Genomic DNA, 18,559 nt, shown 5'->3' with positions numbered 1-18,559 from the left:
CGGCCGCGACATTGGGGGCGTCCCTCGTCGCGCGGTCCTCTCCGGACCGGCGACCGGCGGTGAAGGCCGGCGACGCCGTCCACGAGGAGGCGCGCAACGACATGAAGAACCGCTGGCGCCACCCCGTCCAGTCGATGGGCTGGTACAACGGCGACAAGCGCACGTTCGCCGAGCTGCCGGAGGGCTGACCCTGCCGGCGCCGGGGTCGACCCGGCGTCAGGCGGGCAGCAGGCCGATGATCACGGCCATCACGAGGATCGTGACGAGCTCGTGCGTGCTGTTAAGGATCGTCAGCTTGGCCGGCCGGCCCTCGAAGGCGTCGTGGGTGATCATCCGCGCGGCGGTGAAGCCGACGAAGAGGAACAGCCCGGTGATCACCGAATTCGCGAACCAGCTGCCGCCGTAGAAGGCGTGCGCGATGTCGACGCAGCCGGCCAGGACGAGCGCGGTGACCAGGCTGACCACGATCGTGACCAGGATCGGGACGACCGCGCTGCGGCTGCTCATCTGCTCCCGGCTGATGCCGGCCAGCCGCATCCAGAGCGTGCCGAAGACCTTCGGGGTGTACCAGATCGAGCCGACGAGCATCGTCGACAGGGTGGCCAGTCCGACCGCCCACGGGTTGATGTCGGGGACCACGGCGGCCGCCTCTCGGTATCCCGGTCGCGCGGGGATCGCGGCGGCGGCGGGTGCGCTCACCCTAGCGGCGGGCCGGTTCCCGGGGCGGCGGCTCCGCGACCGGACGCGGATCGGGCCCTGGCCTCCACGCGAGGCCTGTTTCCCGGCGCGCGACCGGACGCGGATCGGGCTCCGCTCCGGGCGCAGCGCCCGGTTCGGGTCTGTTCGCAGTCGGAGCCGCGTACGAATGGACGGAAATCGGGCTCCCCTCCAGGCACAGGGCCCGGTTCGGGTCCGTTCGCGTGAGGGTCTCCTGCTCCGCGGCGGCTCACGGAGTCAGCTTCGGCTTCTGCGATCTACTCCGGCTCGCGGAGTCGGCTCCGGCTCGTGGAGTCACCTCCGGCTCGTGGAATCGACTCGATCCGGCGTGCCGAGCCTCGTTCCGCGTGCCGGAGGTCCACTCGCACCGACCTCGGCTCGCAGGAACAGCCTCGGCTCGTGAGAACCGGCCGATCGCACGAGCCGGACCCGGATCCACGTGCCGAACGTCGCGGGCGCCACCGCCGACGCCCAGCTCCGGCTCGCGGAATCACCTCCGGCTCGTGGAATCACCTCCGGCTCGTGGGATCCGCCCGATTCAGCGAGCCGAACCGCGTTCCGCGAGCCGGAGGTCCGTCGCCGACTCGCGCCGCATCGTCACCGCGCGGGCGCGCGGACCGAGGCGTCAGGAGCCCTGTCCCGATGCTCCACTCGCGGTCCGCGGGTGCCGTCGGGCGAGAAGCCAGCCCGCGCAGAACGCCAGCACGAGCAGCCCGAGCACGATCAGCGCGGCGGCGGTCGCCAGGCCGGGAGGGACCACCATCGTCCCGACGGGCGAGAACATCGTCTCCGAGAGCGGGGCGTACGCGAACCAGCCGAACGACACCTCGCGCGGAGTGGTCGCCGCGACGACGATCCCGATCACGACGAGCAGCACGCCCGCCGCCGGTAGGAGCCACCGCCTCGTCCTCATGCTCCCTACGGTAGAGGGCGGGCGCGGACCCCGGCGGCACCGGCTACGGCGAGACCATCCCGCCGTTGACGTTCAGCGTCTCGCCGACCACGTAGCTCGACTCCGCCGACGCGAGGAAGACGTAGGCCGGCGCCTGCTCGGCCGGCTGCGCCGCGCGGCCCATCGGCGCCTCGCTCGAGCCGAACTCGGGAAGGCTCTCGGGGTCGACGCCCGCGGTCACCTGCAGCACCGACCAGGTCGGCCCCGGCGCGACGACGTTCACCCGGATGCCCTTCGCCGCGAGCTGCTGGGCGAGCCCCTTGGAGAGGTTGTTGATCGCGCCCTTGGTCATCGCGTAGTCGAGGCGGTCGGGCGCGGGCTTGTGCGCCTCGGCCGAGGCCGTGTTGATGATGGTGGAGCCCGCGGGGAGGTGCGGGAGCGCTGCCTTGATGATGCGGAACGGCGCGAAGACGTTGATCGCGAACGTCGTCTCGAACTGCTCGTCGCTGAGCTCGAGGACGTCGTCCTGCCAGACCTGCTTGCCTGCGACGTTGACGACCGTGTCGAGGCCGCCGAGCCCCTCGACGGCCTTCGCGACCAGGTCCCGGCAGTACTGCGCGTCGGTCAGGTCGCCCGGGATCGTCACGGCGGTGCGGCCGGCCGCGCGGATCAGCTCGACGACGTGCTGGGCGTCCTCCTCCTCGTCGGGGAGGTAGGCGAGCGCGATGTCCGCGCCCTCGCGCGCGAAGGCGATCGCGACCGCCGCACCGATGCCGGAGTCGGCCCCGGTGATCAGCGCGCGGCGCCCGGTCAGGCGGCCGGTGCCGCGGTAGCTGTCCTCGCCGAGGTCCGGGACAGGGGTCATCCGCGACTGGAGGCCGGGCTCGGGCTGCTGCTGCACCGGCGGCGTGACGTTCGGGTACTGCGTGGCGGGGTTGGTGAAGGTGTACTGGTCGGGCATGGGGTCCTCCGGGGTCGTCGAGCGGGCGGGGCGCCGTCGTTCCGCGGCACCGGCCCTCCTCGACGCTAGCCGCGGCCCGCGTGCCGACGGGGGAGCTTGACGGGCGCCCCGTCCGTCCTGCGGCGCCTGCCGTCCACCCCCGGGCGATACGGTCGTAGTCATGCCGTCCCGCCCCGTCTCCGCCGCGAAGCGCCGCCTGGCCATCTCGGCCTTCATGCTCGTCTTCGGCATCGGGATGGCCTCCTGGGTCGTGCGGACCCCGGCGGTCCGCGACCTGCTCGCCGCGTCGACCGCCGAGATGGGCCTCGTCCTGCTGGGCCTCTCGGTCGGCTCGATGAGCGGAGTCCTGTCCTCCGCCGCCGTCGTGCGTCGGCAGGGGGTGCGCTTCACCGTCGTGATCGGCGGCGCCTCCTTCGTCACCGGCATCGCGCTGACCGGCGTCTTCGCCGAGCTCTCCACCCCGTTCGGCGTCGCCGCCGGCCTCGCCCTCGTCGGCTTCGGGATCGGCATCTCCGAGATCGCGCTCAACGTCGAGGGCGCCGCGCTGGAGACGCTCACGGGCCGCTCGGTCCTCCCCGCGCTGCACGGCTTCTACAGCCTCGGCACCGTCACCGGCGCGGTCGCGGGCATCGGCCTCACGGCGATCGACTTCCCCGTGGTTTGGCAGCTCGTCGGAGTCGCGGTCGTCGCGCTCGCGCTCCTGGTCACCGTCATCCGGTCCATCCCCGTCGAGACCGGGCGAGTGGAGCGCGCCGTCGAGGGCGCTCCCCGCGAGAAGGTCCGCTCGACGCCGGTCTGGCAGCAGCCGCGCGTGCTGATGCTCGGCCTGATCGTGCTCGCCCTGGCGCTGGCCGAGGGGTCGGCGACCGACTGGCTGCCGCTGCTCATGGTCGACGGCCACGGCGTCTCCGCCACCGTCGGCACCGTGGTGTTCACCGCCTTCGCCGCGGCGATGACCGTCGGCCGCTTCCTCGGCACCCCGCTGCTGGCCCGCTTCGGCAAGGCGACCGTGCTGCTGGCGAGCACCCTCGTCTCGGCGGTCGGGATCGGCATCGTCGTCTTCGCCGACAACGCCGTCGTGGCCGGCGCAGCCGTCGTCCTCTGGGGTCTCGGCGCGGCCCTCGGCTTCCCGGTCACGCTCTCCGCCGCGGGCGAGAGCGAGGACCCGACCTCCGCCGTCGCCGCCGTCGCGACCGCCGGCTACATCGCCTTCCTCGTCGGCCCGCCCCTGCTCGGCTTCCTCGGCGAGCACTTCGGCCTCCGCGGCGCGATGGCCGTCGTCCTGGTGCTGGTCGCCCTCGCCTCGCTCCTCACCTCGGCAGCGAAGCCCCGCGTCCCGCGCGAGCGCGTCCCGGCCTGACCGGCCCCCTCGGCCGCCGATCGCTCCGCGAACTCTGCGCGGAGCGGCCCGCCAGATGGTGATCGAGTAGCCCGCGCAGCGGGCGTGCCCATAGTGATCGAATAGCCCGCGCAGCGGGCGTATCGAGATCGACCCTTCTGAGGAGACGAGCCTCGACGCCCGCCCTTCGACGAATGGTGGGTCTCGATACGCCCCTTCGGGGCTACTCGACCAGCATGAACCGGCGAGTACCGGCTCATGGAGGAGCACGCGCAACAGGCCCCTCTCATGCTGATCGAGTAGCCCGCGCAGCGGGCGATCGAGATCCACCACCGTCAGCACCTGAGTCTGCAGACCCGCCCTGCTGGTGACGGCGGGTCTCGATACACCCCTGCGGGGCTACTCGACCAGCAAAGGCTGCGGGCAGCTCTTCCAAGCGGACCCGCCCGCGGGAACGTGCCTCAGGCCGTCGCGTCCGCGACCACCCAGGGGAAAGCCTCGGCCTTCGAGCGGGCGCCCTGGCGGGCCTTCGAGCGGTTCGGCTCCTCGACGTCGGCGAGCAGCCGCTCGGACTGGCGGACGAGCTCGGCGAAGCGCTCGGTGTCGAGCCAGCCGGGGCGCATCGCGAAGACGAGGTCCTCGGTGGCGGTGTTGCCGCTCGCGCCGGGTGCGAACGGGCAGCCGCCCAGCCCGCCGAGCGCGCCGTCGACGACGGTCGCGCCGGCGCGGACGGCGGTCAGCGCGTTGACCACGCCGGCGCCCCAGGTGTCGTGCCCGTGGAAGACGATCTCGCGCGGCGGCGTCTCGGCGGCGACCCGGGAGACGAGCGAGAACACCTGCTCGGGATGGGCCTGGCCGAGGGTGTCGCAGATGACGACGTCCTCGGCGCCGGCTGCGCGGAGATCGTTCGCGATCGCGAGCACCCGCTCCTCGGGAACCGGGCCCTCGAAGGGGCAGGTGAAGGACGTGGCGATGCAGAGCTGGATGCGCCCGCCCACCGCGTGCGCGAGGGCGACGGCGTCGGGCATCGCCTCGAGGCTGGCCTCGGTGCTGCGACCGATGTTCGCGCGGTTGTGGGAGTCGGAGGCCGAGAGGCAGTACTGGAAGTTGCGTGCGCCGGCCGCCGCCGCACGCTCGATGTGGCGCGGGGTCGCCACCCAGACCCAGCAGTGCTCGAGCTCCTCGGTGGTCAGCGCCGCGACGACCTCGAGGGTGTTGGCCATCGGCGGCACGAGATCGCCCCGGGCGAGCGAGCCGATCTCCAGCTCGGGGACGCCCGCCGCGAGGAGCGCCCGGACCAGCTCGACCTTGCGCTCGGTCGAGAGGAGCTTGCCGGTCAGCTGCAGTCCGTCGCGGAGGGTGACGTCGCGCAGCCGGACGGTGCGGTCGGCGGCGGTCATCGGGTCTCCTCCTCCGCCGTCGTATCGTCGATCGGCTGGCGTCCGAGCATCGCCAGGACCTCCTCGGTGTCGTGGCCCAGCGCGGGCGCGAGCGTGCGGATGGGGAGCGAGCGGTCACCGAGCACCGGGACGATGCCGGGGAAGCCGACGCCCTCGATGATCCCGGCGCCCGTGTCGACGTCGAACTTCTGGATCATGCCGCGGGCCGCGTACTGCTCGTTCGTGCTGATGTCCGCGGCGGTGAGGATCGGACCGGAGGGCACGCCGCGCTCGTCGAGGATCGCGAGCGCCGCGTCCGAGGTCGTCGTGGCGGTCCAGGCGCCGATCGCGGCGTCGAGCTCGTCGCGGCGGCGCCAGCGGCCGTCGTTGGTGAGCAGGTCCGGGTCCTCGGCCAGGTCGGCGCGGCCGATGATCGCCATCAGCCGCTGGAAGATCGCGTCACCGTTGGCCGCGACCACGATGCTGGAGCCGTCGCCGCAGACGTAGGCGTTCGTCGGCGCGATGCCCTCCATCCGGCCGCCGACGCGCTCCCGGACGATGCCGTGCGCCTGGTAGTCGGGGATGAGCGACTCCATCATCGAGAACATCGCCTCGTTCAGCGCGACGTCGATCACCCGCTCGACCAGTGGTGCCGGACCGAGCCCGGCGGCGCGGCGGGTCTCGCGCTGGAAGAGCGCCATCATCACCCCGTAGCCGGCGTAGAGGCCGGCGATGGAATCGCCGATCGAGACGCCGACGCGGACGGGCGGGCGGTCCGGGTCGCCGACCAGCTCGCGGAAGCCGCCCATCGCCTCGGCGACCGCGGCGAAGCCCGGCCGGCTGGAGAGCGGCCCGGTCTGGCCGAACGCGGAGATGCGGCCGATGACCAGCTCGGGGTTCGCCTCGTTCAGCACGTCCGGTCCGATGCCCCAGCGCTCGAGGGTCCCCGGGCGGAAGTTCTCCAGGACGACGTCGCACTCGGCGGCGAGCGCGCGGACCGCGTCACGGCCCTCCTCCGTGCGCAGATCGAGCGCGACCGAGCGCTTGCTGCGGTTGAGGGTGTGGAAGAGCATCGACGTCGTGGATCCGGGGTGCAGCCGCCACTTGCGCAGCTCGTCGCCCGTGCCGGGTCGCTCGACCTTGATGACGTCGGCGCCGAAGTCGGCGAGCAGGCGGCCCGCGGTGGGGGCGGCGATGAAGTTGCCCAGCTCGAGCACGCGGACGCCGGCGAGCGGAGCGGGAGAGGGGGTCGGAGCGGGGGGAGGTGCGGTGGTCATCACGGCCTTTCGGTCTCCACGAGCGTGCCACGGATCCCGCGCGCCGTCGCGGTCCGGCGCAGGAGACGCCACTCCTCCCCAACGGTGCGGATCGCGGAGCTCTCCACAGTTCGCTCCCGTGGCCCTCTGCCGTGCGGAGGGCCAGCAGTACTTTCCTCCCGATGGGTCTGGACCACCGCCCCGGCACAGGCCCCACGCCACGTCCCCCGGCGCTGATCCGGCTCGGCACCCCCCCTCCCTCGGAAAGGCACGAACGATGACCCACCCCCACGACGAGCTGCCCTTGCGCATCACCGAGCGCTTCGACCTGCCCGACGGCCGGGTCGCGGTCAGCGCCTGGTCGGCTGGCGATCCCGAGCAGATGGAGCAGGAGCTCCGCACCCGGGCCGGCCGCGCCGATCCGGAGCGCGAACCGGGCCGGCGTCTGCACCTCGTGCGCCCGCCGCTCGTGCGCATCGAGGAGCGGATCGACGGCGTCCTGCAGCCGATCGACCCGCTGCAGCGCGCGGTGGTCGACGTCCGCTGGCGCACGGCCCTGACCCGCTCGCGCCGACCGGCCCGGCTGCGCCGACTCGTCGGCCCGCGGGACCTCCCCACGACCGAGCCCCCGGCGGACATCGCCCGCTGGACTGAGCGGCGCCCGCCGGGGGAGGGCCCGACGGACGGAGAGGAGGCCCCGCTCAGCCCGTGACCGCCCCGGAGTTCGCACCGCCTCCACTCCGTCGACCGCGTGGAGTCGACAGGCGGAGCGGCCCGACGCGAAGAGCGGGCAGAGCGGCCGTGAGGATCGGCTCGCTCTGCCCGCTCTTGTGGGACGTGGGTGGAATGTCTCACTCGAACGGCGGCCTACTCGAGCAAGGGGGTGACAGTGTCTTCAGCGTCCCCGCCGCCTGAAGTCACCGAAAGCGCCGATGCCGGTCCCGAGGAGGCCGATCGCGGCAAGGGCGATCCACCACGTCGGCTTGCACGCGGCGGCCGTGGAGAACACGAAGACCGTCCCCATGGCGAACATGACCAGCGAGGACGACAATCCGCTGTGGTCCTCAGGAGTCACAGCAGGCCTGCTCGAGAGCGATGGCTCCGGTCACTTCCGACGGAGAAGAGCCGACGACTACCACGAAATTCTTCTGCTTTCTCTCCGGGCTGGAGCATCGGTGGTTCTACTTCCCCCGTCGGCGGAAGTCGACGAAAGTGCTGTATCCGGTCAGGAGCAACATGATCGCGGTGAGGATGATCCACCACACGGGGCGGTTCTCGGTGGCGGCGATCCAGACGAACAGGCTGCCGGTCGTGAAGCCGACGAGCGGAGTCGAAACGCCCGAATGATCTTTACGAGCCAAAGCACGCCTTCTTGATTTCGATCACCCCGGACAGCTCGGGAACCAGATCGTCGGCGGCATCAATGATCGCCTGCCGCCTCTTGTTCTCATCGGACGTGGTCTTACTTGCGCGATAGATCACCTCGACACCTTTCTGAATGTTTCCCAACCCGGACGCCGGCTGCGCATCTGACGAGCGAGGTCTAAACGGCCGCACCGCCGCTGTCCCGCGCCTATTCGGGGCCGATCCGCCCCCTCGTTCTGATCGAGGGGGCGGACGGAGGAGGCGCTGCAGGGCCTCGGCGGGTCGCCGCGTTTCTATCGCCCTCGCCAGCGGAAATCTAGGAAAGTGCTGCATCCAGTCGCGAGCAAGGCTATCGCGGCAAGGATGTTCCACCAAGGCGGTTGGTTCGCGGCAGCGGCGAAGAAGACGAACGAACTGGCGGTCGCGAACATGATGAGTGAAGTCGGCAACTCTTTCGGGTTCTTGCTAGTCAAAGCAGGCCGCCTTGATCGCGGTCACCCCGAGTACTTCCGCTGCCAGGCCTCCGACTGCATCGAGGACCGCCTTCCGCCTCTTCTCCTCATTGGAGGTGGTCTTCCACGCGCGATACATCACTTCGATGGCTTTTTGAATGTTGCCGAACCTGGATACCAGCTTCGCGACCTTGCCTGCCAGATTGATGTTTCCAGCGATTTCGAGGGTTACCACGGCCACACACGCGGCCCACCCCCAAGCGTCGCTCGGGTCGGCGATCACGGGGAAGGCAGTCGCCTCGTCGAACTCCACCGTCTGGACGAGGGTGTTCCCGTCCAGGGTGAAGCTCGTGCCGACAGGACTGCCCAGGGCGTCGTAGGCCCAGGGGATCTCGTAGCCACCGAGCAGATCACCCGCGGCCGATATGACGGCGACCGACCCGTCGGGCTCGACGGTCGCGCTGGCGCCGGCGGGAAGCGAGAGGGGGAAGCGGTACTCGTGGGCCGCATCGGCGGAGTCCACCCGGATCAGCGTCTGCGTGCCCTTCTTTGTCGCATAGCTGCTGATCGCGGCGTCACCGAGGGTCGTCGTCAGCACCGGCTCGCCTGCTCCGTCGAAGAGACCGTCCGGAAGAGTGCCCGGATCGACCAACGCGGAGGACGACACCGCGCCGGGGAGGGTGATGCCCGCCGATACCGCTCCGGCGCTGGTCACCACAGTGGTGGTCTCGGGAACGACCTCGGTCGAGAAGCCGGCCGCCGGAGACGGTTCGGTGCTCTCGACTCTCGGGATCGCCTGCGCTGGACTCGCCGCGGCGAGGATGACCGCCGCCGCGACCACACTCGACATGACGACGGTGAAGACTGTTCTGTGATTCTTCTGCCTGACCACTAGCTGCACTCCTTCGTGACTGAATGACCGAGGTCTTCGAGCGTGCGAAGACACTTCGGTCCCGCTCTTGCGGTTGATCAGGAAGAATACGAGGATGTTTCGACTTGTGCGGTGCGTGATCATGCTTCGCCGGTTCTTCGTGCGTCTGCGAGGCGACCGAGGCCTCTCGCGCAGTGGTCGATCTCTACGCCACGCAGTCGTCGTCGTCGACGCAGTGCCGGCGGAATCCGCAGGACCGCGGGCATCGGCGGGTCTCAAGCGTGGCGAAGCCCCCTCGCGTGAAGGCGGTGCTGCGGCGCGTCGAGAGGGGCCCGATACTTCGCGCCACGGAAGGTGGCGGCGCAGGATGCGGCAGGGAGGACATCGGGAGGGAGGTCGACGGCGGTCGTCACTGCCCAGCCGACTCGGAGGCGGCGAGTGTCGCTGGAGCAGGGCGTTTACTCGTCGTGGCGCGGAACGAGCGCGGAACCGCCGCCGGACGCCTCCTCGGGGTTCCGAAGGGAGTCCGGCGGCGGCGGGACGGAGGTGAGGGCCGACGGCCTCGCTCAGCCCTTGACCGCTCCGGACGTCATGCCGGCCACGATCTGGCGGTTGAAGAAGATGTACATCACGAGCGGCGGGATGGTGATGAGCAGCACGTCCATGAAGAGCAGGTTCCAGGACGACACCGACTGCGAGGAGAAGTTGTAGAGCGTCAGCTGCACGGTCGCGTTGTCGTCGCCGGGCAGGAAGTACAGCGCGTAGGTGAAGTCGTTGAAGACCGTCACGGCCTGCACGACGATCACCGTCACGATCACCGGCTTCAGCAGCGGCAGCACCACCGTGAAGAACAGGCGGAAGGGACCTGCGCCGTCGATGGTCGCCGCCTCGTCCAGCTCGCGGGGGATGGTCGAGACGAAGGCGCGGAACAGGAGGATGCAGAAGGAGAGGCCGAAGGCGACGTGCACCGCGATCAGGCCGGGCAGGGTCTTGAAGAGCTCGAGGCCCTGCAGCACCCAGATCGTCGGGACGACGGCGGGCGGGATGATGAGGCCGGCCAGGACGAAGCCGTTGACGAGCGGGTTCCACTTCGAGCGGCGGCGCTGGAGGACGTAGCCGACCATCGCGGCCAGGACCACCATCACCGTGACGGAGACGATCGTCAGGATCGCGCTGTTCGCGAAGGCCCGCAGCAGCACGAAGTTCCGCGCCGAGACCACTTCCTGCAGGTTCTCGAGGAACACCCACTGGGTCGGCAGGGTGAAGCCGAGCAGCGACGACTCCTGCTGCGTCTTCGCGGCGGTGAGCACGATGAAGAGGAAGGGGACGATGAAGACGAGGACGGCGAGGACGATCGCGAGGATCCCGCCGCCGTAGCGCCAGGTCCGGGAGCCGCGGCCGACGCCGCGCTGGCGCACCTTGGCGCGCAGCGGGTCGTCCTGGAGCGGGGTCGGCGAGAGCGGGGCGGGCGTGAGCGGCGTGGTGGTCACAGCTCCTTGTCCTTCCGGTTGAGCCAGGCCGACAGCGGGAAGATCAGCGCTGCGACGACGAGGAAGAGGATGACGTTGCCGGCGGTCGAGAGGCCGTAGAAGCCGGCCTGGTACTGCTTGTAGATGACCGAGGCGACCACGTCGCTGGTGAAGCCGGGCCCGCCCTTGGTCATCGCCCAGATCAGATCGAACGAGCGCAGCCCGCCGATCAGCGAGAGCAGGATCACCGTCACGGTGGCGGGGCGCAGCAGCGGCAGCGTGATGTGCCGGAAGTTGTGCCAGGCGCCGGCGCCGTCGACGCGGGCGGCCTCGAAGTAGTCCTGCGGGATCGCGACGATGCCGGCGATGTAGATGAGCGTCGCGAGTCCGACGCCCTTCCAGACGTCGACGAGCGCGACCGAGAAGAGCGCCCACTGCGGGTCGGTGAGCCAGCCCGGACCGGCGAGGCCGATCGTCGCGAGGCCCTGGTTGATCAGGCCGTCGAAGGGGTCGAGCAGCACCTTGAAGGTGATGCCGATGCCGATCGTCGACACCAGCACCGGGAAGAACACCACGCTGCGGAGGAAGCCGCGGCCGATGATCTGCGAGCTCAGCAGTACGCCGAGCGCCATGCCGAGCACGATCTTCAGGCCCGAGGTGATCGCCGCGTAGATGAAGGTGTTGACGAAGCCGGTCGTCAGCGCCGGGTCCTGGAAGAACTCGACGAAGTTCTCGAAGCCGATGAAGGTCGAGTCGAAGAGCGTCCAGCGCGTGAGGGAGAAGTAGAGGGAGGCGACCGTCGGGACGAGGAACAGGACCACGTAGAAGACGCCGGCCGGGAGGTAGAACCACGTCGGGTACGGGCTCTTCATGGCCTTGCGCCGTTTCGGCGACTCGGGGGAGCGGGAGGGTTCGGAGCGCCGGGCCGGGCGCTTCTCCATCGTTGCGGTCATCAGATCTCCGTCGATCGGCCGGGGGAGGGGTGGGAGGGCGGTGCGCCCGGGGGAAGGGGCCGGGAGCGGAGGGGCTGCCTCCGCTCCCGGCCCCCGAGGCTCACCAGCCGTCGAGGCCGAGCTGCTTGGCCTGCTTCGTGACGTCGTCGTCGTACTGCTGAGCACCCTCCGCGGCGGGCGTGATGCCCGAGCCGACGGCGACGGTGATCTGCTCGAGCGCCGGTCCCTTGATCGGCGAGAGGAACTCGAGCGCGAGGCCCGTGTCACCGCTGTCGAAGTAGGGCTGCATGTCCGACACGAGGGCGGGCACGTCGTCCGGCAGCGTGCAGCCGTCGATCACGAACGGACCCTGGGGCGCCGCGATCTCGCTCTGGATGTCGCAGCTCTCGGGGGTGACCAGGAAGGCCATCAGCTTCTTGGCGCTCTCGAGCTTCGCGCCCTCGGTCGACTTGGGCACGTAGACCGCGTTGGGCTGCCAGACGGTCAGCGGGTTGGAGTCGGCGGACTCGCCGGGCAGCGGGAAGAGGCCCACCTTGTCGAGCGAGTCGGGGTAGTTCTGGATCAGCGGGCCGGCCGCGAAGGTCAGCATCGGGTACTGCGCGCCCTCGCCGGTCGCGACCATGCGGACGCCGTCGTCGTAGGTGGCGGAGGCGTAGTCCTCGTTCACCAGGCCGGACTCGGCGACCTGCTGCAGGTGCTCGAAGCCGGCCAGCGCCGGCTCGTCGACGTACTTGGCCTCGTTGGCCGTGTACTGCTCGGCCCACTCCGGGTCCTGCTCCAGCACGTTGGCGAAGTCGCCGAGCACGAAGAGCTGCGAGGTCCAGGTGTCGCCGTAGGTCTGGATGATCGGCGCGACGTCGCCGGCGGCCTTGATCTTCTCGCTGTTCGCGATGAACTCGTCCCAGGTCTTCGGCACGGTCAGGCCGAGCGAGCTGTAGACGTCCTTGTTGTAGAGGACCGCGCCGCCCATCGCCTGGCCGAGCGGGATGCCGTAGAGGTCCGAGTCGGTCGAGACCACGGTGCGGAAGCCCTCGTCGAGCGAGTCGACCCACGCCTCGTCCGAGAGCGGCGCGAGGTTCTGGTCGGGGTTCAGCGCCTGGAAGAGCGAGCCCGAGTTGTAGGCGAAGACGTCGTTCATCTCGCCGGTCGCGAGGCGCGTCTTGACGAGGTTGTCGCCCTCGCTGCCCTGCGGCCGGGTCTCGATGTCGAGGGTGATGCCGTCGTTCTCCTCCTCGAACTTCGTCTTCAGCGCGTCCCAGAGCTCGACGGTCGCCGTCTGGTTGTCGATGAGCACGCTCAGCGTGGAGCCGTCGGCGGAATCGCCTCCTCCTCCTCCGGTGCTGCAGCCGGTGAGCGCGAGAGCGAGAGCCGCTCCTCCTGCGCCGAGGGCGAGCACTGCTCGCCGGTTCTGTCGGGTCGACATCACTACCTCCATGTAGGGACAACTTCTTCGTTGCGGGGGTGCCCGGGGGCTGTCGTCCTGCTCGCCGGACCGTTCGGAAGGCCGGGCCGCGGGGCGACGCAGGGAGAACCTACGTCCGTGTCGTGAAACGTGTCAACGAAATCGGGCAAATTCGTGGATCGATCTACACGATCGAGAATGAACCGTTACAGTGGCGTTCGCGGAGGCCCCGATCGGGGCGCCGTCGGAGCACGGCAGCAACGCAGCACGGCAGCACGGCAGCAGCGACAGCGCGAGGAGGCGATGATGAGCTCGATCGAGACCGGCCACACCGGCCCCGCGACCATCCAGGACGTCGCGCTGCACGCCGGCGTCTCGCGGGCAGCGGTCTCGAAGGTCATCCGCAACGCCTACGGCGTCAGCGCCTCGATGCGCGAGCGGGTCACCGCGGCGATCGAGGAGCTCGACTACCGGCCCAGCGTCGCGGCGCGCGCCATGCGCGGCTCCAGCTACACCCTCGGCGTCGAGGTCCCCTCGCTCGACAACGCCTTCTTCAACCGCATCGTCACCGGCGCGAGCACCGCCCTGGAGGGGACCCGCTACCAGCTGGTGGTGGCGCCGGTGCAGAGCGACTTCGGCGACGACGGACTGCGCGCCATCGAGGCCCTGGTCGACCGCCAGGTCGACGGGCTCATCGCCGTCTCGCCCGTGGTCAGCCACGCCTGGCTCGAGCGGCAGTCGACGCGGATCCCGATCGTCATGCTCGGTCGGCACGACGCGTCCGTCGGCTACGACACCGTCACCAACGACGACGTCGCCGGGACGGATCTCCTGATGGACCACCTCTTCGCCCTCGGGCACCGCCGCATCGTGCACCTCACCGAGAGCAGCCAGGTCACCCACCGGCTCGCGGAGGCGCCGCACTTCGTCCGGCGCGTCCGGTACGAGGAGCGGATGCGCGAGGCCGGCCTCGAGAGCGAGACGCGGATCGTGCACGTCGACGCGGCCCGCAGCGACGCCCGGGTCCGCTCACTGGAGCTGTTCCGCTCGCCGGACCGGCCCACCGCCCTCTTCGCGGGCAACGACTCGCTCGCGCTCGGCGCGCTCTGGGCCCGGAGCGACGCCGGACTCGACGCCTCCGAGCTCTCGATCGTCGGCTACGACGACATCGAGATCGCGGCCCACCCTGGTGTCTCGCTCACGACGATCGACCAGCACGGCGAGACGCTCGGCGCCCGCTCGGTCGAGCTGCTGCTCGAGCGGATCGCCGGCCGGACCGAGGCCGTGCACTTCGAGGTCGACCCGGTGCTCCGGGCCCGCGGGTCCTCCGCCCCGCTCCGGACCGCTGCGCTCGCCGCCGACGGCCCCGATCACTCCTGGAACCCACCCACTTCCGACCACCCCGACCACTCCTGACAGAAGGACGATGATGACCGACTGGACCGCCCGCTTCACGGCGCCCGCCGCCGCCCTGGACGCCGCCCCGCTGCTCCGCCGCGAGACCGCCCTCGAGACCGGGCACGGCGACGTCGTCTCCGCGACCCTCCGCCTCTCGGCGCTGGGCATCGTCGAGGCCTGGATCGACGGCGAGCCCGTCTCGGACGAGCTCTTCACCCCCGGCTGGACCAGCTACGAGTGGCGCCTGCGCTACTCCGAGCACGACGTCACGAGCCTGATCTCCGGCGACTCCGTGGTGCTCGCGCTCGCGCTCGGCGACGGCTGGTACCGCGGCCGCCTGACCTGGGGCGAGGGCGCCGAGCCCTACGGCACCGAGATCGCCGGCTTCGCCGAGCTGCGGATCACCTTCGCGGACGGCGCCGAGCAGATCGTCGCGACCGACGACTCCTGGCGCGCCGCGACCGGATCGACGACCGCCGACAGCATCTACGACGGCCAGGACATCGACGCCCGCCTCGAGCCGCAGGGCTGGAGGAGCGCCGGCTTCGACGACTCCGCCTGGACCCCGACCCGAGAGGTCGACGTCGACCTGGCGAAGCTCGAGCCCTACATCGCGCCGCCGGTGCGCCGCCTGCGCGAGGTCGCGCCGCAGAAGATCTGGACGAGCCCGTCCGGCCGCACCCTCGTCGACTTCGGCGAGAACCTCGTCGGCTGGCTGCGCGTCGAGGTCACCGGGCCGGAGGGGAGCGTCGTCACGCTGCGCCACGCCGAGGTCCTCGAGGACGACGAGCTGGGCGTCCGCCCGCTGCGCGAGGCGAAGGCCACCGACCGCTTCACCCTCTCGGGCGGCGCGGACGTCTTCGAGCCGACCCTCACCTTCCACGGCTTCCGCTACGCCGAGGTCGAGGGCTGGCCCGGGGACATCGCCGACGGCGCGCTCACCGCGGTCGTCGTCTCCAGCGACCTGCGCCGGATCGGCACCTTCCGCAGCTCCGACGACCTCGTCAACCAGCTGCACGACAACGTCTACCGCGGCATGGTCGGCAACTTCCTCGACGTGCCCACCGACTGCCCGCAGCGCGACGAGCGCCTCGGCTGGACCGGCGACATCGCCGCCTTCGCCTCGACCGCCGTCTACCTCGCCGACGCCGAGGACTTCCTCCGCGACTGGCTCCGCGACCTCGCCCTCGAGCAGGCGCACCACGACGGCGCCGTCCCGTTCGTCGTGCCGGACGTGCTGAAGCGCCGCGCGGCCGAGACCAGCTTCCCGCCCATGGACTCCACCGCGCTGTGGAGCGACGCCGCGGCCTGGGTGCCGTGGGCGGTCTGGGAGGCCTACGGCGACTCGGTCGTGCTCGAGGAGTCGTTCGCGTCGATGGCCTCGCACGCCCGCCGGGTGCGCTCGAAGCTCTCCGACTCGGGGGTCTGGGACACCGGCTTCCAGTTCGGCGACTGGCTCGACCCCGACGCCGCCCCCGACAAGCCCGCCGACGCGAAGGCCGACACCGGCGTCGTCGCCACGGCCTGCGCCTACCGCACCGCGCGGATCGTCGCCGAGAGCGCCGCCGTGCTCGGCCGCACCGAGGACGCGCGCGAGTTCACCGAGATGGCGGCGGAGCTGCGCGCGGCGTTCCGTGCGAAGTACGTCGCCGATCAGCGCGTCTTCAGCGACTGCACGACCGTCTACTCCCTCGCGATCGTCTTCGGCCTGCTCGACGACGACGAGCTCGGCTGGGCCGGCGACCGCCTCGCCGAGCTGGTCGCCGAGAGCGGCTACACGATCTCGACCGGCTTCGCGGGCACGCCGTTCATCACCGACGCGCTCTCCTCGACCGGGCACATCGACGCCGCGTACCGCCTGCTGCTGCAGCGCGAGTGCCCGTCGTGGCTGTACCCGGTGACGATGGGCGCGACGACGGTGTGGGAGCGCTGGGATTCGATGCTGCCCGACGGCACCATCAACCCGGGCGAGATGACGAGCTTCAACCACTACGCGCTCGGCGCCGTCGCCGACTGGCTGCACCGCGTCGTCGGCGGCCTCGCGCCGCTGGAGCCCGGCTACTCCCGCCTGCTGGTCGCCCCGCAGCCCGGCACCGACCTCGACTGGGCGGAGTCGACGCTGGAGACCCCGCACGGCCTCGCCTCCGTCCGCTGGGACCGCCGCGGCGACGCGATCGAGCTGGCCGTCACCGTGCCGGAGGGCGCGACCGCCGTCGTCCGCACGGCCGGCACCGAGGACCGCGAGCTCGCCTCGGGCGCGCACACGCTGACGCTCTGAGCGCGGAGGGGGCCCGACGCTTCCGAGCGTCGGGCCCTTCTCTCTCAGGTCTCCGCGATGTGGTCGCGGACGAGGGTGCCGAATCGCCCTCTCGGAACGGGAGAACCGCGGAGCATCAATTTGAGCCCGGGTGATCCGGCGATGCGCCGGAGTGCCACTGCCGCATCGCGCCGCGCCCCGGACTGCGCATCCTCGCCGATCCTCCACCCGCCGATGTCCTCCGCTCGGTGCGCATCTCTGATCTCCATCAGGTTGTAGATGTCGACGAGATCCTTCTGGGCGCGGCGCGACTCGTAGGCGAGTGCTTTGATGATCAGCGCTCGCTCGACGCCGGGGACCCGAGTCGAGAACGCGAGGTGCGTCTCGTCGAGCAGGACTGCCGTCACGCCGAGTTCGAGCGTTCCGTGCAGTGCCAGATCCAGACCGGGCGCGCTGTCGAATCCCCGGCCGCCGTGCTCGGTGCTCTCGAACCTTCCCGTCAGGGACGGCACCAGGACATCGATCACCTGCGCACCCGAGGTGTAGTGGTTGCCTGCACCCGGCGTGTACCCGAGCCCGATCAGCACGTCGTGCAGCGTCCCCTGGGCGGCGATGAGCGGGGACACGGCGGCATCCGCGTCAGCGGTCCGGCGCACGATCGATCCCGGACTCGGGTACGCACCGCAGAGCAGTGCCACCATCTGCCCGCCGACGATGCAGGCGTCTTCCATGTCGGCGATCGCGAGCGACGCGTCCTTCAGGGCGTGAAGCGCGGCGTCATCGGCTCCGGACGTCGAGGGAAGGACGACGGACCTCATCTGAACCATGCCAGCTCCTTGTCGAGGAGGCGATCAACGGCCTCGTCCACGTCGGAACCGCCGGTCCGCTTCAGATCCCAGGCGGCGATGAGCGGGTCGACCGTCCTCCCGGTCGGATACCACGCGGTCGCCGTCGCCCAGAGAGTCCGGTCCGCCGGAACGACGACCCGCAGCGTGGCCTCAGGGGAATCCGTCTCCGCGAAGCCCGACGACGCCAGCGGGAGGCTGCTCTCCGCGTACAGGACGGCGGACGTCGGGATCCTCCAGGGGGCGATCGCATCGGCGGCGCTGTCGCCGGAGAGCAGTGCCCTCGGGCCCGACTTCCAAGCGCGTTCAGCCTGTTCGATCACCGGTCGGCTCGAGTACCAGAGCTGCGAGAGGCCGCCTGCGCCTGGGTAGTCCGTGAGAAACCGGTCGAGGAGTGAGCGGGGGTCGCGCGCGATCCATCCACGGGTGGTCTTCTCCGCCAGGCCCGAGTCGGCTGCGAGCAGATTCGAGACGGTCACCTGCGAGACACCGCACTCGCGCGCCAGGTCTGTCTGGAACCGAGGTTCGGGCGTCCTGGTCAGGACTCGCTGGAGCGCGAAGAGCGCGTAGGACACGCGCCGGTGCCCGCTGTTCGGCTGCCGATCGTCCGCTGCCGGGGTGAGTTCTTCTCCGCGAAGGATGACGACTCCATCGGTGGTGCCGAAGAGCGCCACTCGAGGATCTGCGAGCGCGACACGTCGGCTGATGCTGTTGATCCGGGGGGTCACGAATCCGATTGTCGTTCCTGCAGCCGCCGCCGCCACCTGCTGGCGCATTTCGCGCGCGGTGGGGGGACGGGACAGGAAGACGAGGCGCACATCGATCCGCGCTCCGGAGGGAGGGGTGATCTGCACGTCGCGCGGGCCGAGGATGCGCGCAGCTGCTCCCGCGTCCGAGAGCAACTCCTGGAGCGGTACCGCAGCGTCGACTCGGGCCATGAAGGCAGGATATAACTGTTTGAACGATTTCGTTCAGAAGGTTATATCTGACGGTTCGCTGGAGG

19 protein-coding genes are annotated in these 18,559 nt (G+C 70.6%); 5 read left to right on the top strand and 14 right to left on the bottom strand.

What is annotated here, in order from left to right:
* The first annotated feature begins 59 nt into the window (after positions 1–59).
* The gene (locus EDF17_RS20465; RefSeq protein ID WP_260321594.1) at positions 60–188 is read left to right on the top strand and encodes a hypothetical protein; all 129 of its coding nucleotides are present in this window, start codon (positions 60–62) and stop codon (positions 186–188) included.
* Positions 189–216: 28 nt separating this feature from the next.
* Here the strand turns inward: EDF17_RS20465 and EDF17_RS08770 are convergent, their stop codons facing one another.
* From EDF17_RS08770 to EDF17_RS08760, 3 genes are all read right to left on the bottom strand, one after another.
* Positions 217–639: a DUF1761 domain-containing protein gene (locus EDF17_RS08770; RefSeq protein WP_123446746.1), complete on the bottom strand. Its 423-nt coding sequence runs from the start codon at positions 637–639 to the stop codon at positions 217–219.
* Between the two features lie 703 nt (positions 640–1,342).
* A complete protein-coding gene (locus EDF17_RS08765; protein ID WP_133671962.1) occupies positions 1,343–1,630 on the bottom strand; it encodes a hypothetical protein in 288 nt (95 codons plus the stop codon).
* A 43-nt stretch (positions 1,631–1,673) separates the two neighbouring features.
* Entirely contained in the window at positions 1,674–2,570 is an 897-nt protein-coding gene (locus tag EDF17_RS08760; protein ID WP_123446744.1) for an SDR family oxidoreductase, read from the bottom strand.
* A 160-nt stretch (positions 2,571–2,730) separates the two neighbouring features.
* On the opposite strand from EDF17_RS08760, the gene EDF17_RS08755 reads away from it, so the two are divergent.
* Positions 2,731–3,930, top strand: coding sequence for an MFS transporter (locus EDF17_RS08755; RefSeq protein WP_123446743.1), 1,200 nt, complete (start codon positions 2,731–2,733; stop codon positions 3,928–3,930).
* Positions 3,931–4,370: 440 nt separating this feature from the next.
* Here the strand turns inward: EDF17_RS08755 and EDF17_RS08750 are convergent, their stop codons facing one another.
* Complete coding sequence (locus tag EDF17_RS08750; RefSeq protein ID WP_123446742.1) at positions 4,371–5,309, bottom strand: hydroxymethylglutaryl-CoA lyase; 939 nt, start codon at positions 5,307–5,309, stop codon at positions 4,371–4,373.
* Positions 5,306–6,565: a CoA transferase gene (locus tag EDF17_RS08745; RefSeq protein ID WP_123446741.1), complete on the bottom strand. Its 1,260-nt coding sequence runs from the start codon at positions 6,563–6,565 to the stop codon at positions 5,306–5,308. Before EDF17_RS08745 ends, EDF17_RS08750 begins: the two co-directional genes overlap by 4 nt.
* 256 nt (positions 6,566–6,821) lie before the next feature.
* On the opposite strand from EDF17_RS08745, the gene EDF17_RS08740 reads away from it, so the two are divergent.
* Positions 6,822–7,256: a hypothetical protein gene (locus EDF17_RS08740; RefSeq protein ID WP_123446740.1), complete on the top strand. Its 435-nt coding sequence runs from the start codon at positions 6,822–6,824 to the stop codon at positions 7,254–7,256.
* Between the two features lie 183 nt (positions 7,257–7,439).
* Here EDF17_RS08740 and EDF17_RS08735 read toward each other — a convergent pair whose 3' ends face one another.
* From EDF17_RS08735 to EDF17_RS08710, 7 genes are all read right to left on the bottom strand, one after another.
* Positions 7,440–7,619: a hypothetical protein gene (locus EDF17_RS08735; protein WP_123446739.1), complete on the bottom strand. Its 180-nt coding sequence runs from the start codon at positions 7,617–7,619 to the stop codon at positions 7,440–7,442.
* Positions 7,620–7,725: 106 nt separating this feature from the next.
* Positions 7,726–7,905 (bottom strand): hypothetical protein, encoded by a 180-nt coding sequence (locus tag EDF17_RS08730; protein ID WP_133671960.1) that lies wholly within the window; start codon positions 7,903–7,905, stop codon positions 7,726–7,728.
* A complete protein-coding gene (locus EDF17_RS20460; protein ID WP_260321590.1) occupies positions 7,895–8,026 on the bottom strand; it encodes a hypothetical protein in 132 nt (43 codons plus the stop codon). The genes EDF17_RS08730 and EDF17_RS20460 overlap by 11 nt, the downstream gene beginning before the upstream one ends.
* 348 nt (positions 8,027–8,374) lie before the next feature.
* The gene (locus EDF17_RS08725) at positions 8,375–9,253 is read right to left on the bottom strand and encodes a hypothetical protein (RefSeq protein WP_133671959.1); all 879 of its coding nucleotides are present in this window, start codon (positions 9,251–9,253) and stop codon (positions 8,375–8,377) included.
* 545 nt (positions 9,254–9,798) lie between these two features.
* Positions 9,799–10,650 carry a carbohydrate ABC transporter permease gene (locus EDF17_RS08720; RefSeq protein WP_123447045.1) on the bottom strand — a complete coding sequence of 284 codons (852 nt, stop codon included), beginning with the start codon at positions 10,648–10,650 and terminating at the stop codon, positions 9,799–9,801.
* A gap of 68 nt (positions 10,651–10,718) precedes the next feature.
* Positions 10,719–11,654, bottom strand: a complete 936-nt coding sequence (locus EDF17_RS08715; protein ID WP_123446736.1) for a sugar ABC transporter permease — start codon at positions 11,652–11,654, stop codon at positions 10,719–10,721.
* 100 nt (positions 11,655–11,754) lie between these two features.
* The gene (locus tag EDF17_RS08710; RefSeq protein WP_243587740.1) at positions 11,755–13,077 is read right to left on the bottom strand and encodes an extracellular solute-binding protein; all 1,323 of its coding nucleotides are present in this window, start codon (positions 13,075–13,077) and stop codon (positions 11,755–11,757) included.
* A gap of 285 nt (positions 13,078–13,362) precedes the next feature.
* Between EDF17_RS08710 and EDF17_RS08705 the strand changes: the two genes are divergently transcribed.
* Positions 13,363–14,472, top strand: a complete 1,110-nt coding sequence (locus EDF17_RS08705; RefSeq protein WP_123446734.1) for a LacI family DNA-binding transcriptional regulator — start codon at positions 13,363–13,365, stop codon at positions 14,470–14,472.
* Positions 14,473–14,485: 13 nt separating this feature from the next.
* The gene (locus EDF17_RS08700) at positions 14,486–16,732 is read left to right on the top strand and encodes an alpha-L-rhamnosidase (protein WP_208110588.1); all 2,247 of its coding nucleotides are present in this window, start codon (positions 14,486–14,488) and stop codon (positions 16,730–16,732) included.
* 44 nt (positions 16,733–16,776) lie between these two features.
* Here the strand turns inward: EDF17_RS08700 and EDF17_RS08695 are convergent, their stop codons facing one another.
* Entirely contained in the window at positions 16,777–17,529 is a 753-nt protein-coding gene (locus EDF17_RS08695) for a hypothetical protein (protein WP_133671957.1), read from the bottom strand.
* Positions 17,526–18,494 (bottom strand): hypothetical protein, encoded by a 969-nt coding sequence (locus EDF17_RS08690; protein ID WP_123446731.1) that lies wholly within the window; start codon positions 18,492–18,494, stop codon positions 17,526–17,528. Before EDF17_RS08690 ends, EDF17_RS08695 begins: the two co-directional genes overlap by 4 nt.
* Between the last annotated feature and the right edge of the window lie 65 nt (positions 18,495–18,559).

The organism is Rathayibacter sp. PhB1, assembly GCF_004362935.1.
GTDB classification, from domain to species: domain Bacteria; phylum Actinomycetota; class Actinomycetes; order Actinomycetales; family Microbacteriaceae; genus Rathayibacter; species Rathayibacter festucae.
Note: the sequence above shows the minus strand (reverse complement) of the source record. Positions and strands in the feature narration are given on the sequence as shown.

What these genes read in the sequence shown, in the direction of transcription:
- EDF17_RS08755 (WP_123446743.1), top strand. Translation starts at nt 2,731, where the DNA reads ATGCCGTCCCGCCCCGTCTCCGCCGCGAAGCGCCGCCTGGCCATCTCG.
- EDF17_RS08760 (WP_123446744.1), bottom strand. Translation starts at nt 2,570, where the DNA reads ATGCCCGACCAGTACACCTTCACCAACCCCGCCACGCAGTACCCGAAC.
- EDF17_RS08690 (WP_123446731.1), bottom strand. Translation starts at nt 18,494, where the DNA reads ATGGCCCGAGTCGACGCTGCGGTACCGCTCCAGGAGTTGCTCTCGGAC.
- EDF17_RS08740 (WP_123446740.1), top strand. Translation starts at nt 6,822, where the DNA reads ATGACCCACCCCCACGACGAGCTGCCCTTGCGCATCACCGAGCGCTTC.
- EDF17_RS08710 (WP_243587740.1), bottom strand. Translation starts at nt 13,077, where the DNA reads ATGTCGACCCGACAGAACCGGCGAGCAGTGCTCGCCCTCGGCGCAGGA.
- EDF17_RS08745 (WP_123446741.1), bottom strand. Translation starts at nt 6,565, where the DNA reads ATGACCACCGCACCTCCCCCCGCTCCGACCCCCTCTCCCGCTCCGCTC.
- EDF17_RS08750 (WP_123446742.1), bottom strand. Translation starts at nt 5,309, where the DNA reads ATGACCGCCGCCGACCGCACCGTCCGGCTGCGCGACGTCACCCTCCGC.
- EDF17_RS08765 (WP_133671962.1), bottom strand. Translation starts at nt 1,630, where the DNA reads ATGAGGACGAGGCGGTGGCTCCTACCGGCGGCGGGCGTGCTGCTCGTC.
- EDF17_RS08705 (WP_123446734.1), top strand. Translation starts at nt 13,363, where the DNA reads ATGAGCTCGATCGAGACCGGCCACACCGGCCCCGCGACCATCCAGGAC.
- EDF17_RS08695 (WP_133671957.1), bottom strand. Translation starts at nt 17,529, where the DNA reads ATGAGGTCCGTCGTCCTTCCCTCGACGTCCGGAGCCGATGACGCCGCG.
- EDF17_RS08715 (WP_123446736.1), bottom strand. Translation starts at nt 11,654, where the DNA reads ATGACCGCAACGATGGAGAAGCGCCCGGCCCGGCGCTCCGAACCCTCC.
- EDF17_RS08700 (WP_208110588.1), top strand. Translation starts at nt 14,486, where the DNA reads ATGACCGACTGGACCGCCCGCTTCACGGCGCCCGCCGCCGCCCTGGAC.